Below are 14,530 nucleotides of genomic sequence, written 5' to 3'. Positions count from 1 at the left end.
GAGATGCCTGCCAGTAAAGCAGATCACCTCGTATTTTCTAATGAGGTACCACGAACCAAAGTCTTTAACAACCTATAGCTTACTGAAATCGAATGTTTCCAGAAAGGAGGTTGTAAACTGCCCGGACCGGAACTTAGCATCGTCCATCAACCGGATATGAAACGGAATTGTCGTTTTTATACCCTCAATAACGAACTCCTGCAAAGCCCTTTTCATTCGTGTAATCACTTCTTCCCGTGATTGACCTGATACAATCAGTTTGGCAATCATCGAGTCATAGTTTGGCGGAATGGTATAGCCGCTATACACGTGGCTATCAATCCGAATACCATGACCGCCCGGGAAATGCAGGTTCGTAATTTTTCCCGGTGATGGCCGAAACCCATTAGCCGGGTCTTCGGCATTGATGCGACACTCCATGGCAAAGAGTTTCGGGGTGTAATTGCGCCCTGAAATTTCAGACCCCGCTGCCACTTTAATTTGCTCTTTTATTAAATCAAAGTCAGTTACTTCCTCCGTAATCGGGTGCTCTACCTGAATCCGGGTATTCATCTCCATGAAGTAAAAATCTCCATGCTTATCCACCAGGAACTCAACGGTTCCCGCCCCCTCGTAGCCGATGGCCTGTGCGCCTTTGATGGCAGCTTCGCCCATTCGCTGCCGAAGTTCATCAGATACGATGGGCGATGGCGTCTCTTCAATCAATTTCTGATGCCTACGCTGAATGGAACAGTCCCGTTCCGACAAATGGCATACTTTACCAAACTGATCACCAATAATCTGAATTTCGATATGGCGCGGCTCTTCAACGTATTTCTCAAGGTACAGACCATCGTTGCCGAAAGCCGCTCCGGCTTCGGTACGGGCATCGTTCCAGGCTTTCTCAAATTCTCCTTCCGACCTAACAATCCGCATTCCGCGACCACCGCCACCGGCAGTTGCCTTCACAATGACCGGATAACCCATACCGGCGGATAATTTCTGGCCCTGCTCAACGGACTCCAGCAGGCCTTCTGAGCCAGGAATAACCGGCACCCCCGCCAGTTTCATGGTCGCTTTAGCCGTAGCCTTGTCGCCCATACCGTTGATTTGCTCGGCAGTTGCTCCAATAAATTTGATGCCGTAGTCAGCACATATCTGGGAAAACTCAGCGTTCTCCGACAGGAAACCGTAGCCAGGATGAATAGCATCGGCTCCGGTTACTTCGGCCGCTGAAATGATATTGGGAATACTCAGGTACGATAAGCGACTTGCAGGAGGTCCAATGCAGACGGCTTCATCAGCGAAACGCACGTGCAAGCTATCGCGGTCAGCTGTCGAGTAAACAGCAACCGTTTTGATACCCATCTCGCGACAGGTACGGATAATACGTAACGCGATTTCGCCCCGATTGGCGATAAGAATTTTTTTAAACATGATCTAAAGAGCGAAAGAATGAAAGAGCGAAAGAGCGAAAAATGGTATAGACACCCTTTCGCTCTTTCGCTCTTTCATTCTTTCAGTTAAATAGGTTCTACCAAAAACAACGGCTGGTCGTATTCGACGGGCGTTGCATTTTCGACAAGTATTTTCACAATACGTCCCGAAACCTCAGATTCGATTTCATTGAACAATTTCATGGCTTCAATGATGCACACCACTTTGCCCTCACTAATACTGTCACCAACTTCTACAAACATTGGTGACTCAGGGTTGACTGACCGATAGAACGTACCAATCATCGGTGACTTGATCGTAATGTAGTTCGATGTATCAACCTGTGGTGTTGAAGGAGCTACCTGCGTCGAAGCCGCCGGGACCGGTATCGGCACGTGCGGCTGCAAGGCAGGGGCTGCTGGTGCAACTATGGCAACGGGAGCCGGTGGAGGAATTTGACCGTACCGCTTAACGCTGATTTTTAGGTCGGTTGTCTCGATGTTGACCTCATCTAGGCCTGATTGCGAGATGAAATCAATAAGTTGCTGTATATCTTGTGTACTCATAGTGCTTGTACCATAAATGATGAATGATGTATTCTTGAAAACACACCAATTATAACCGAAGTGGCTATTAATCCATCATTCATCATTTATAATAGATCATTCAAAGACTTATTTCACTCGTTCTACGTAATCGCGTGTGCGGGTGTCAACCTTAATTTTTTCTCCTGACTCAATAAAAAGCGGAACCATAATCTTGGCACCCGACTCCACCTCAACCCGCTTTTTGGGGCTGTTAGCTGTATCACCTTTAATGCCCGGCTCTGCATAGGTTACCTCCAGTTCAACAAACGGGGGTAATTCGCAGGAAAGGGGCGTATCACTTTCAGCGTTGATAAGAATCTCAACCTCCTGACCTTCCTTCATCAGATCTGCGCCGTCAATGATTTTTTCATCCAGATTGATCTGATCAAACGTTTCCTGATCCATGAAGTTAAACCCGGCTTCGTCTTTGTAAAGGTATTGGAATTTTCGACGTTCAACACGGACCGGAAAAATTGTAGCACCCGAATTGAAGGTGTTGTCAATGACACGACCTGTCGTGAGGCTTTTTAACTTTGTTCGTACGAAAGCAGCCCCTTTACCGGGCTTAACGTGTTGGAATTCTGTGATTTGGAAAAGGTCGTTGTTATAATCCAGGACCAATCCATTTCGAATATCTGCAGTTGTTGCCATTGTTAAAGATGTATGATGTAAGATGGATGGTGTACGTCAAGGGAAAGTGTTTTCTCCTATAGTATATACCATACATAAAGTTCTAATAGGCCCACTTTATATAAGCAGCTCCCCAGGTGAAGCCACCCCCAAAAGCAGCCATAATCAGGTTGTCTCCTTTTTTCAACTGCGACTCGTAATCAAACAGACACAAAGGAATAGTTGCCGCTGTAGTGTTGCCATACTTGTGAATATTAAGCATTACCCGGTCCGATTCGATACCCATCCGATGTGCGGTAGCGTCGATGATGCGTTTGTTAGCCTGATGAGGCACTAACCAGGCTACATCGGGGCCTGACAGATGATTACGTTCCATGATTTCTGCGGATACATCAGCCATGTTTTTAACCGCGAATTTGAATACGGACGGTCCATCCTGATAAACGTAATGCCAGCGTTTCTCTACTGTTTCGTGCGAAGGCGGATAGCGGCTACCCCCCGCTTTCTGCAACAGGTGATTTTGGCCACTGCCATCCGATTTAATAATGGAGTCGAGAACACCTACGCCCTCATCATTCGGTTCGAGCATTACGGCTCCGGCCCCATCGCCGAATAAAACGCAGGTAGTACGGTCTGTGTAATCAGTAATGGCCGACATTTTATCGGCACCTACAACAATTACTTTCTTACATTTTCCTGTTTCAATAAACTGCGTTCCGATGGTAAGGGCGTACAAAAAACCGGAACAGGCCGCCTGAATGTCGAAGCTTCCAATATTCCGAATACCCACCATATCGCAAATGAGATTAGCGGTACAGGGAAAAACGTAATCGGGAGTTGTTGTGGCACAAATGAGCAAATCAACCTCTTCAGGCTTAATGTTCATCTTTTCGAGCAAGCCTGCCACTGCTTTTGACCCCATGTGCGAGGAGCCCATACCTTCGCCCTTCAGGATATGCCGTTCTTTAATACCGGTGCGACTCGTAATCCATTCGTCATTTGTATCCACCATACGTTCCAACTCTGCATTGGTCAGTATGTAGTCGGGAACGTAGCCGTGAATTCCTGTTATGGCAGCTTTACTCATAAGTTGGGGTACAAAGTTACGCTTAATGAAGTATGGGTCAATAATCTGCCATTAACCGTAAAGCATAAATTAACTCAATGCCTGGGCAATTTTGACATATGAATCGGACTCCACCTGCCGGATGGCCAGGCCAATCATATTTTTTATAGCCAGCGGGGAGGAAATGCCGTGAGCAATAATCACGTTACCATTGACACCCAGAATCGGACTGCCACCGACCGATTCGTAGTTAGTCTTAGCTAGGAACTCATCCTGTATACCGCGCCTGTTAGCTACCTGGTAAAAGGATTCTCCCAGTTTAAACAGAACGTTGCCCGTAAATCCATCCGTTACAATAACGTCGGCCTTTCCATCGAAGAAGTCTCCGCCTTCTATGTTGCCAACGAAGTTAATATGTTGATTATCTTTTAGTAACTGATGAGTTGCCTGCGCGATGAGGGAGCCTTTCTGTTCTTCGGACCCAATGTTCATCAGAGCTACCCGGGGCCGGCTGATACCGAATACATTTTTAGCATAAATTGACCCTATGTGGCCAAATTGCTCAAGTACTTCCGGTTTACAGTCGGCGTTGGCCCCAATATCCAGCATAATAGCATAACCGCCCGTAATCTGAGGGACAAAGCCTGCAATGCAAGGGCGCAGAATACCTTCGATTGCTTTGACGCTGAACAGAGCACCAACGTGCATGGCCCCTGTATTTCCGGCACTACAAAAGGCATCAACCTGCTTATCCTTCAAAAGCCTAAACCCAACTCCGATGCTGGAATTGGGCTTCTGAGAGAGCGCCCTAGTAGGATGTTCACTCATTTCAATCACATCGTCGGCGTCAACCAGTTCAATACGGGCAACTGATTCAGTATTGCGGTTTTGAAGCAGGGGTGCTACAGAAGACTGTTTGCCGATAAGTACAATGGTCACGTGTTCCGGCAATTCAGCAGCGGCCAGCAGTACTCCTTCTACAATTGCTTCGGGGGCAAAATCACCACCCATTGCATCCACTGCAATTTTCATCGACTCGGTTTGTTCAATACCTCCCAGGTAGGTTGAATGGTATACTAAATATGCGTAAAAATAGGGAGGTGACAGGCAATAAAAAAGTATTTCGCGTTCATCTTGGGAGAGACGTCAACGAAATACTTTTCAAAAAGCAATCAAATTTAGGCCGTTTTGGCGTAATTCTCGACAATCATCTGCCCTTTGTAAAACAGATTTCCTTCAAAAACATGGGCGTGGTGGCGCTGATGTACTTCACCCGTCTGAGCATCCGTAGATAGTGCTACCGGTGTCGCTTTGTAATGAGTTCTGCGCTTATCGCGCCGGGTGCTGGAGTGGCGTCGTTTTGGATGTGCCATTGTTCAATTTGTAGTTTAAGCCGGTTCGCCGGCGCGGTTTATAGTTCACTGTAGAAGCCGTAGCAGCCACTACAAGCGTCAAATCGCACCGGTGCCCGGCACGAACTAATTAATTGTCCTAATTATCACTCAATTTTCTCAAAGCGGCCCACCGGGGATCAACACCCGACGTATCATCTTCGTTTTCATCCGGGTCGGACCGGTAAATTATCTTACCATTCTCGTCGTCGCCCTCTTCTTCGTCCCGGAAACGGGGATGAAGCCGTTTCATGGGTAAAGACAAACTGATGAACTCAAAAATATAACGGGCTACATTAATGGTCGTTGTGTTCCGCTCAATGAGTTCAATTTCATCACTCAACTCTTCATTATGGTCGCCAAATTTCAACAACATCGTCTGTCTGGTATCAACTGGCTCCTCATAGGCATCAAGGCATCGGTCACAAGTCTGTTCAACGAAACCCGTAATGTGAAAATCCAGCCGAATCATTGTTTCCGACTTATCCAGAATCAGATGCGTTTGAACGTTGCCTTTTTCAATCAGTTCCTGATCCAGCGACGCAAAAAACGAGTTGTCCGACGTAAAGTCGTACTCGTATTGTTTAGTGTCTAATCCAGCAATATGGATGTCGTATGCGCGTAAGGGAGTCACCTCTTGTCTGCTGTCAAAAATTAAGACCGCAAAGGTACGAAATGTTTGTCAATCAGGAAAGTGAAGTAAAAAAGGTTTTTAGCTTTTACAGTTTATGCGCTATATCAGTGACACACCGGGAGGTGATCCCTTAGCCTCTCAACCTTCTATCAACAAGGCAAACTAAACCAACTGTGCTGAAAAGAGTTATTCCTACTCATCTATCGCTAAAATTATGGCCCAGTACCAACTTGTCGAAAAACACGCTATTGAGCACCACAATGAATATTTTGAGGTACGTAGTACACAAAATGAGCAAGACGTAGAAAGTCTATTTTTCGTTACGAATGAAGAAAACCTGGAAGATGTAGCGACTGCTATTGTAGCGGAGCATTGGCCGGGTATTAAACACTGGACTATAATTCCTCATCGTAAGGATCGCTAGTAGAGACTGATGATGCATAATTGCCTTTTGGTGCGCCAATAGGCTGACTTTTGTGCCTTATTCAAAATTTTATTTCATATTTGAACAATTTAACTTGACTATAGTTACGCCAGATTTTATATTCACCGTACAAAAAGTGTCCCATCCAAAAAAGTGGACCACTACCGTAACTTGTATCGATGAAGACTGGCCGAAACCTATTCTTAACGGGTCTGCTAACGGGAATTATATGCCTGACGGCTTCTGCTCAGGTATTAACCGATGCACAGACTCGTACTGACCTCACTTTCCTGAAGCGAAAACTTGACCTACTGCACCCAGGAATGGGTTATTATACCCCCCAGGCGCGGATGGAGCAACTCTACGACTCGTTATATAACGGCCTGACCGGGCCGATGAACTATCTCACGTTCTTCCGCCATATCAGCCCCTTGGTGGCTGCTGTAAAAGACGGCCACACAAACCTCAATCATCGGAAAAGTTACATTGGGAGGCAGACGCACTTCCTTCCCTTTTATATCCGGCCAGTGGATGACCAATACTTTATCAGTCATAATGTCTCGGCCGATACGAGTCTGGTAAGGGGTACAGAGTTGCTGACTATTAATAACCGTACCGTTGGTGATTTACATCGTGAGTTGATGCGTATCGATCACTCTGGCTCTGATGGCGATAATCTCACCGGTCGCCGACAGTGGAGCCTGGTGCAGTTCGCTGATTACTACGCGGCCTGGTACGGCTCATCCAACATGGTTACGATTACCTATCGGCTATCTGGTGATACGCTGGTTCGAGAAGCCTACCTGCCCTGCCCAACGCTCAGTGTTTTCAGGCAGACTATTCGAAAGCGGTATGGTACCGAACTGAATCAGCCGGCAAACTTATCGGTCAGCACGGTTGATACACTGACCCGTACGGCTGTGTTACGGGTATCGTCATTCATGGGATTAAAAAAGAAAGACCCCTTTCAGTGGGCATTTAACCGGCACCTGAAACGCGCTTTCAAACAGATACACCATCAAAATGTACAAAACCTCATTGTCGATATGCAGGGAAATGGGGGAGGAGTAGTGCTCAACTCTGGCCGGTTACTCCGTTACTGGATGCCTAAGCCGTTTAGGCTTATGGAGCAGGAAGCCATGAAAAGGGGTGCCCGCGCCGAATTAGTAAACCGGTGGAATCCCCTGTCGGCACTGAATTTCAGTCTGCAATACAAAGCCGACAAGACTGGTGGGTTTTCCAGTCGATTGTCGCACAAGCGTTTTCACCCGCGCCACAAAAACGCATTTACGGGAAATCTGTATTTCCTGATGAATGGTGCCTCCTTTTCAGCAACAACAACGGTATTAGCTAAAACGCTGGATGCAGGGATGGGTACATTCATTGGTGAGGCCAGTGGCAGCGCATATTGGGGCGATTTTGCGGGCCATTTCAAAACGGTAACCCTGCCATACTCTAAACTTCAGGTTCGAATTCCACTGAAAAAGATGACCCATGCCGTCGTGGCCGATCGGGCCAATGGATTTACCGTTGAGCCGGATTTCGCCATCACCCGCAGTTACGACGACCTGATGACTAATCGAGACTATGTATTGGCGTATGCACTTCGCCTGATTCGTGAGGGCATCGTGGTCCGACAGTCAGTTCACACCCCCGTAGTACACGTTTCTATATCTTTAAACAGAATCCAGGAATAAGTTTACCTCTTATTATATCGAACTCATTACCCCTCAAGAAATGTTTATAGGGTACTGCTAAATCACCAGTTGTGTATTGTATCGTTGATGTTGAAACAACCGGGAATGTGAAAGGTCCCGGCCGCCTTACAGAAATCGCTATCTTCCGCCATGATGGAAAACAGGTTGTCGACTCCTTTCATTCGCTGTTAAATCCCTGTTGCCCTATTCCCCCCTTTATTCGCCACCTCACGGGTATTTCCGATGAAATGGTGCAGAGCGCACCCACTTTTGCCGAAGTAGCTGCCGATGTTCTTTCTATTACGGAAGGGGCCGTTTTTGTGGCACATAACGTTAGTTTCGACTTTGCTTTCATCCAGAAGGAACTGAACTGGCTGGGACACGATTTTTTTCGGCGTACCCTCTGCACCGTCCGAACGAGTCGGAAACTTATTCCGGGACATCCGTCCTACAGTTTGGGAAAGCTTTGCTATTCGCTGGGTATCCCGCTCAACGGACGGCACCGTGCTCAGGGCGATGCTGCGGCTACCGTGCTTTTGTTTGAGATGTTGCTTCGGCACGATTCTCAGGGATTGATTCCACTGGTAAACGCGCACTAATCATCCTCCCTGACTTGACTGAGGAAGATTGGTTGGCACTTTAGTTAGCATTGACCTGCTAAGCTCAGTGACTGTAATTTCAATGACCGTCTGAATACCCTGTTTCAGTTTACTGTGCCACGAGATTCGGTTATTCAAAAGCCTACCTGGGATTCTATGTTGCCAACACCCAAACCGCAAGAAGCCGCAACTATCCTTTAACATGTAATAGACCGAACCCTGACCCTGGGTCAACCCGTTGCTAACGCCGAAGTGGTCTATCCGAAACCAAGGTGCCATGCCTGGCTGTGCCCACCCAACTGGAGATATAATGCTCTGGAAGAGTAGATACAGACATAGACAACAAAGCCGGGGCATTGGCATAGCGCTATAGGAAGTTGTTGTAAATGAGCCATCTATTTAGTGAACATCCAGGTGCATCGGCTACAAGCACGCTTTCATACCTGTCATCTCCAGCTAGTTATGCCCTGGAATTGGGTTTTTGCGGCTTTGGAGCGTAATTCGTAACAGAAATACAGTTCACGTATACTCATTGATAAACTATGCGTTATTTTTCGTCATTTCAATTGATTTTTATGGTCAGTACAACGGTGGCTGTGGGTCAGAATACCCAGCCTCTTTCCTATCCCAATGCGCGTAAAACAGACCAGGTTGATACTTATCACGGTACGCAGGTCGCAGATCCCTATCGCTGGCTCGAAGATGACCGTTCGGCAGAAACGGCCGACTGGGTTAAAGCCGAAAACAACGTTACGTTCGAGTATCTGGCACAGATTCCGTACCGGAAGCAGATGCAGGACCGGCTGGAGCAGGTATACAATTACCCCAAATACTCGGCACCGAGCCGGAGGGGGGACTGGTATTATTACTCGAAAAACGATGGCCTCCAGAATCAGGCGGTGTTGTACCGGCAAAAAGGCCTTGACGCAAAGCCCGAAGTAGTCATTGACCCGAATAAATTATCGACGGACGGCACCACCCGTCTGGGGGCTTTCTCCCTCTCAAAAGATGGCAAGTACGCCGTGGTTGGTTTGTCGAAGGGTGGTTCCGACTGGCAGGAGTACCAGATAATGGATTTGGCAACAAAAAACTACCTTCCCGAAAGGATTGAATGGGTAAAAGTATCGGGTGCTGCATGGCAGGGGAATGGGTTTTACTATAGTCGTTATCCCAAACCCGAAGGAAGCGCACTCGCAGCCAAGAACGAAAACCACCAGGTGTATTACCACCAGCTCAACACCCCCCAATCGGCCGACCGACTGGTATTTGAAGATGCCAAACACCCGCAACGATTCAACACGGTTGGTACGACCGATGATGAGCGATTTGTGTTACTAACGGTGAGCGACCGGGGGCAGGGAAAAGACGGAAATGCCCTCTTTTTCATGGATACTCAATCGGCGTCGGCTAATACTCCGTTTAAGCCCATTGTGGCTGAGGTGACAGATTTTAGCTATAACGTAGTGGACAACGACGGTGCACGATTGCTCATTCTAACCAACGAAAAGGCACCCAACAGCAAAGTAATTGCTTACGATACGAAGAAGGGAACAGTCTCAACACTTATTCCCGAAAAACCCGAACCCATTGCAGAGAGCAGCGTTAGTGCCGCTGGCAAAAGACTATTTGTTGAGTACTCGAAAGATGTCACCTCAAAAATAGAGGTGTTCGATTACCAGGGAAAAAAAGAAAGTGAGGTTCAACTGCCAGCAATAGGATCTGCCGGTGGGTTTGGTGGCGAAAAAGACGATAAGTTTGTATTTTACACATTCACCTCATTCACGTTTCCGCCTACCATTTACCGCTACGACATTGCCAGCGGAAAGAGCAGCGTCTTTCGTGCTCCTGAAGTAGATTTTAAGCCGGATGAGTACGAAACGAAGCAGGTTTTCTACACCAGCAAAGACGGTACAAAAGTCCCTATGTTCCTGACATACCGGAAAGGATTGAAACTGGATGGAACAAATCCCACGCTGCTTTACGGATACGGAGGCTTCAACATCAGTTTGCCACCCGCGTTTAGCCCCTTCAGGATTCCTTTTCTGGAGCAGGGGGGCGTATATGCACAGGCCAATTTGCGGGGTGGTAGCGAGTACGGCGAAAAATGGCATGAACAGGGGATGAAACTTAAAAAGCAGAACGTGTTCGATGATTTCATTGCTGCTGCCGAGTACCTGATCGCGCAGAACTATACGAGTACGCCCAAACTGGCGATACAGGGCGGCTCAAATGGTGGATTACTGGTAGGTGCGGTGATGAATCAGCGGCCCGACCTGTTTCGGGTAGCTATTCCGCAGGTGGGTGTTATGGATATGCTGCGCTTTCACAAATTCACAATTGGCTGGAACTGGATCGCCGATTACGGTAGCAGCGATAATCCGGAGGAGTTCAAGACCATCTACGCCTATTCGCCAATTCAGAACATCAAGCCCGGATTGAATTACCCAGCCACACTTATCACTACTGCCGACCATGATGATAGGGTTGTGCCCGCACACTCGTTCAAATACGCGGCCACGTTGCAGGAGGTGTATAAAGGAGGCAACCCCGTCCTGATTCGGATAGATACGAACTCAGGGCACGGAGCGAGTAACACAAAGAAAAACATCGAAACGGCGGCTGATATCTATTCCTTTATTCTCTGGAATATGGGCGTAAAAAGCCTGAAGGAAGTGGCAAGTAAATAAACTCATTTCTCAACAAAAAGGCCAGCCCTGATTCAGGATTGGCCTTTTTTATTGAGAAATGTATTGATTACTACAGTTTGAAGGTAACCCCCAGCTTCAGGGGAGCAACACCGGAGCCTAATTCGGCAAAACCCCCTACCGTTTCGTTAAAGAAGTAACGTCCTCCCAGATGAAGTGGTAAAATGATGCCCCCTGCACCACCCGAGTACCCCGTATAATAACTACCAGAAACACCCAGATAGCCTAGACCAAGACCAACATACAAGTCCGCCTTATCTGTTGAGAGATTTAACAGTTCGTTAAAGTGATAGGATCCACGTGCACCAACGTAGAAATAAGATATACCATCACCACTGATGCCTGTGATGCCACTGTAACTCAGTCGGCGATAGTCGACAAACCCACCCACTGTGAGGTTCTTCATGATGCCAAATTCCAGAGAAGCTCCCAGCGCCACGCCAGAATTGTATCCCAATCCAATACCATAGCCACCAATACCAACCCCAGCGTTAAGCAGTTTAGTGCCTTTATCCGGAACATATTGGGCAAACGATTGGGTGCTGGCTAACAGACCAAGTACCAGCAAGACAGAGAAGTTGATTTTTTTCATTTGATATACAGATTTGCGTTTGAATTTGAAACAAAGTAAATATGAAACAATGGGCGTAGCAAACCTTCACCATTATGTCTTATTAATCGGTCAACTTATGGATTGCGGGACAAACATAACAAGCCGACTTATACGACTGACGCGCCTGCAGAAATTTAGTGCTAACAAACTCATCGTTATTAATATATTATTCCCGTGGAATATATTATTCTGGCTGGCCCCTGGTCACAAAAAAATCCCCAGACTCGGGGATTTTTTTGTGACCAGATTATACAGGATGTTGATGTTAGTGAGCTAGTTCCGGCTTCAGTTTGTCTTTGAATACCTTCCTGAACTTGTCTACTTTGGGGGCAACGACAAAGGCGCAATAGCCTTGATTCGGATTATTGATAAAGTAGTTTTGGTGGTAGGCTTCAGCTTCAAAGAATGTTTCGGCAGGGGTAACTTCCGTTACAATGGGGTCGTTATAAGCCCCGGACTTATCCAGTTCTTTTATGGCCGTTTCGGCGAGTTGTTTCTGTTCGTCGTTGTGATAAAAAATGACGGACCTATACTGCGTACCGACATCGTTTCCCTGACGATTCAGCGTGGTTGGGTCATGACTCCGGAAAAAGGCTTCGAGTAAATCCTGGTACGTTATTTTGGTAGGATCATACGTAATTTCCACACACTCGGCGTGACCGGTATTACCCGTGCATACTTCGCCATAGGTTGGATTTGCTTTATGACCGCCTTCGTAACCCGATACAACTGAAATTACCCCATCGAGCGATTGGTAAACCGCTTCCGTGCACCAGAAACAACCCGTACCTAAGGTTGCTTTGGCCGTATTGGCTGATTGATTTGTTATCATAGTTGTTGAAACAATAATGAGTTGCCGCAGGTATTGGCAACCATTCGTTGTGTTTGTGGTTATAAACTATCACTGCAGGAACATTACTAATCCGCGTAAAGTTTGCGTCATTATACTATGAAAGACTTCGATACAAAGCAATTCCGTTACGACGGTGATAATAAGGTTAAACTCAAAAAACAGCCTACCAAGGTCGATGATTTCTATAAGGATAAAGACGAGTATTCGGAGCTGCTAAGCGATCATGCTGCCGAAATTGACAATCTACAGGAAAAGATGTATGCTCACAACCGCTACGGTCTGTTGGTAATATTTCAGGCTATGGACGCGGCTGGAAAAGACAGCACTATCCAGCATGTATTTACAGGTACGAACCCAGTAGGTGTACAGGGATACTCATTCAAACGCCCTACTGACCAGGAACTTCGGCACGACTGGCTTTGGCGGGGCTGGCGCGAACTACCCGAGCGGGGGACCATTGGTATCTTTAACCGTTCGTATTATGAGGAGGTAATCGTCACTAAAGTTCACCCCGAAATTCTGACCGAAAGTCAGCGGCTGCCCGAAAATGTCACCGACGATTTGGATCAGCTCTTCAAAGACCGTTATGAGGCCATTCGGGACATGGAAAAGTTTCTGCACCGAAATGGCTTTCCTGTAGTGAAATTTTATCTGCACGTATCCAAAGAAGAACAGGCAGATCGGCTGATTGATCGAATCGAAGAAGCTGACAAAAACTGGAAATTTGAGGAGGGTGACGTGAAAGAACGCGAGTTCTGGGATGACTATCAGAAAGCGTATGAAGATGCTATCAACGAAACCGCTACTGAGCACGCTCCCTGGTATGTAATTCCGGCTGACGATAAGAAAAATATGCGTCTATTGGTGGGTAAGATATTGGTAGACGTGCTGAAAAAACTACCTATTTCGAAAGAAAAACCAGATGTGGATCGTTTTGTAGCACTACAGAAACTCACTCCTATTATCAGGGCGCAGTAAACCTTAAAGGTTCCATGTTTAAAGCCAACCAGTACCGCTACAATGGCCGGAAGCGATTTTCGATTGACGATACATCCACAAAAAGTGAGCCGTTATACACCAGCGAAGCCGACCGCAATAAGCAGTTAGCAGACCTGGCCGAGCGCATGGATCAGGCCCAGAACAGAATGCATGCCGACGAGCAGTTTGGATTGCTCGTTGTACTTCAGGCTATGGATGCCGCTGGCAAAGACAGTAGCATCCGCCGGGTATTACGGGGCGTAAACCCGTCGCGGTTTATGATTCAGCCGTTCAAAAAGCCCGAAAAAGAAAGTATCAATCATGATTTTTTGTGGCGTTTCTGGCAGGAACTGCCCGAAAGGGGTTACATAGGTGTATTTAATCGTTCGTATTATGAAGAAGTGCTGGCTATGCGTGTTCATCCTGAACGGCTGCGCGAAGGGCATATTCCGGCTCACCTGCTGCCTGAAAATGATGATGTTCTCTGGAAGCAGCGTTTTGGCGATATAGTGCATTTTGAAGATTATTTATTTCGGAATGGTTTCCCGACGCTGAAATTCTACCTGCACGTTTCAAAGGAAGAACAGGGCAAGCGGTTGATTGCCCGCTTGCAGGACCCGGAAAAGCGGTGGAAGTTTTCGGAAAGCGATCTTGAAGAACGTGCGTTCTGGCCTGCTTACATGCAGGCTTATGAGGATACCATCAATGCAACGGCCACCAAAAATAATCCCTGGTACGTTATTCCAAGCGACGACCGGCTGAACCAGCAAATTATGATCAGTCATATTATTGTTGAGTTGCTGGAGTCCCTGCCAACCCGCTTTCCTCAGGCTAATGCCAGAAAGGCTTCCGCGTTGATTAAACAGATTGAAGAACAAGATAAAGCCTGAGTACCTAAGCGAACCGTTATTGGTTTTATCCAACCTCACGTACCATC

Annotated in this window: 15 protein-coding genes; 6 read left to right on the top strand and 9 right to left on the bottom strand. The window is 47.0% G+C overall.

Features of this window, described 5'->3' with window-relative positions; all coding sequences use genetic code 11:
* Positions 1-72 precede the first annotated feature (72 nt).
* From accC to B156_RS0106370, 7 genes are all read right to left on the bottom strand, one after another.
* Positions 73-1,416, bottom strand: a complete 1,344-nt coding sequence (accC, locus tag B156_RS0106400; RefSeq protein ID WP_018618832.1) for an acetyl-CoA carboxylase biotin carboxylase subunit — start codon at positions 1,414-1,416, stop codon at positions 73-75.
* An 86-nt stretch (positions 1,417-1,502) separates the two neighbouring features.
* Positions 1,503-1,982 carry an acetyl-CoA carboxylase biotin carboxyl carrier protein gene (gene accB, locus B156_RS0106395; RefSeq protein ID WP_018618831.1) on the bottom strand — a complete coding sequence of 160 codons (480 nt, stop codon included), beginning with the start codon at positions 1,980-1,982 and terminating at the stop codon, positions 1,503-1,505.
* Between the two features lie 108 nt (positions 1,983-2,090).
* The gene (gene efp / locus B156_RS0106390; protein ID WP_018618830.1) at positions 2,091-2,654 is read right to left on the bottom strand and encodes an elongation factor P; all 564 of its coding nucleotides are present in this window, start codon (positions 2,652-2,654) and stop codon (positions 2,091-2,093) included.
* Positions 2,655-2,736: 82 nt separating this feature from the next.
* Positions 2,737-3,720, bottom strand: a complete 984-nt coding sequence (locus B156_RS0106385) for a beta-ketoacyl-ACP synthase III (RefSeq protein ID WP_018618829.1) — start codon at positions 3,718-3,720, stop codon at positions 2,737-2,739.
* A 69-nt stretch (positions 3,721-3,789) separates the two neighbouring features.
* Complete coding sequence (gene plsX / locus B156_RS0106380) at positions 3,790-4,731, bottom strand: phosphate acyltransferase PlsX (RefSeq protein ID WP_018618828.1); 942 nt, start codon at positions 4,729-4,731, stop codon at positions 3,790-3,792.
* Positions 4,732-4,877: 146 nt separating this feature from the next.
* Positions 4,878-5,072, bottom strand: a complete 195-nt coding sequence (rpmF, locus tag B156_RS0106375; RefSeq protein ID WP_018618827.1) for a 50S ribosomal protein L32 — start codon at positions 5,070-5,072, stop codon at positions 4,878-4,880.
* A gap of 118 nt (positions 5,073-5,190) precedes the next feature.
* On the bottom strand, positions 5,191-5,724 hold the full coding sequence (locus B156_RS0106370) for a YceD family protein (RefSeq protein WP_018618826.1): 534 nt from the start codon (positions 5,722-5,724) through the stop codon (positions 5,191-5,193).
* Positions 5,725-5,938: 214 nt separating this feature from the next.
* Here B156_RS0106370 and B156_RS0106365 point away from each other — a divergent pair, with 214 nt between their 5' ends.
* From B156_RS0106365 to B156_RS0106345, 4 genes are all read left to right on the top strand, one after another.
* On the top strand, positions 5,939-6,148 hold the full coding sequence (locus tag B156_RS0106365) for a hypothetical protein (protein WP_018618825.1): 210 nt from the start codon (positions 5,939-5,941) through the stop codon (positions 6,146-6,148).
* Positions 6,149-6,327: 179 nt separating this feature from the next.
* Positions 6,328-7,845 carry a S41 family peptidase gene (locus B156_RS0106360; RefSeq protein ID WP_018618824.1) on the top strand — a complete coding sequence of 506 codons (1,518 nt, stop codon included), beginning with the start codon at positions 6,328-6,330 and terminating at the stop codon, positions 7,843-7,845.
* Positions 7,846-7,916: 71 nt separating this feature from the next.
* On the top strand, positions 7,917-8,444 hold the full coding sequence (locus tag B156_RS0106355; RefSeq protein ID WP_018618823.1) for a 3'-5' exonuclease: 528 nt from the start codon (positions 7,917-7,919) through the stop codon (positions 8,442-8,444).
* Positions 8,445-8,986: 542 nt separating this feature from the next.
* Complete coding sequence (locus B156_RS0106345; protein ID WP_018618822.1) at positions 8,987-11,131, top strand: prolyl oligopeptidase family serine peptidase; 2,145 nt, start codon at positions 8,987-8,989, stop codon at positions 11,129-11,131.
* A gap of 70 nt (positions 11,132-11,201) precedes the next feature.
* Here B156_RS0106345 and B156_RS0106340 read toward each other — a convergent pair whose 3' ends face one another.
* The gene (locus B156_RS0106340; protein ID WP_018618821.1) at positions 11,202-11,741 is read right to left on the bottom strand and encodes a hypothetical protein; all 540 of its coding nucleotides are present in this window, start codon (positions 11,739-11,741) and stop codon (positions 11,202-11,204) included.
* 286 nt (positions 11,742-12,027) lie between these two features.
* Positions 12,028-12,594, bottom strand: coding sequence for a peptide-methionine (S)-S-oxide reductase MsrA (gene msrA, locus B156_RS0106330; protein ID WP_018618819.1), 567 nt, complete (start codon positions 12,592-12,594; stop codon positions 12,028-12,030).
* A gap of 117 nt (positions 12,595-12,711) precedes the next feature.
* On the opposite strand from msrA, the gene B156_RS0106325 reads away from it, so the two are divergent.
* Both B156_RS0106325 and B156_RS0106320 read left to right on the top strand, forming a co-directional pair.
* A complete protein-coding gene (locus tag B156_RS0106325) occupies positions 12,712-13,593 on the top strand; it encodes a PPK2 family polyphosphate kinase (RefSeq protein WP_018618818.1) in 882 nt (293 codons plus the stop codon).
* Between the two features lie 14 nt (positions 13,594-13,607).
* Positions 13,608-14,483, top strand: coding sequence for a PPK2 family polyphosphate kinase (locus B156_RS0106320; protein WP_018618817.1), 876 nt, complete (start codon positions 13,608-13,610; stop codon positions 14,481-14,483).
* Positions 14,484-14,530: the final 47 nt, after the last annotated feature.

This window comes from Spirosoma luteum DSM 19990 (assembly GCF_000374065.1).
In the GTDB taxonomy this organism is placed as follows: domain Bacteria; phylum Bacteroidota; class Bacteroidia; order Cytophagales; family Spirosomataceae; genus Spirosoma; species Spirosoma luteum.
The sequence above is the reverse complement of the archived record's forward strand: the minus strand, read 5'-3'. Positions and strand labels throughout refer to the sequence as shown.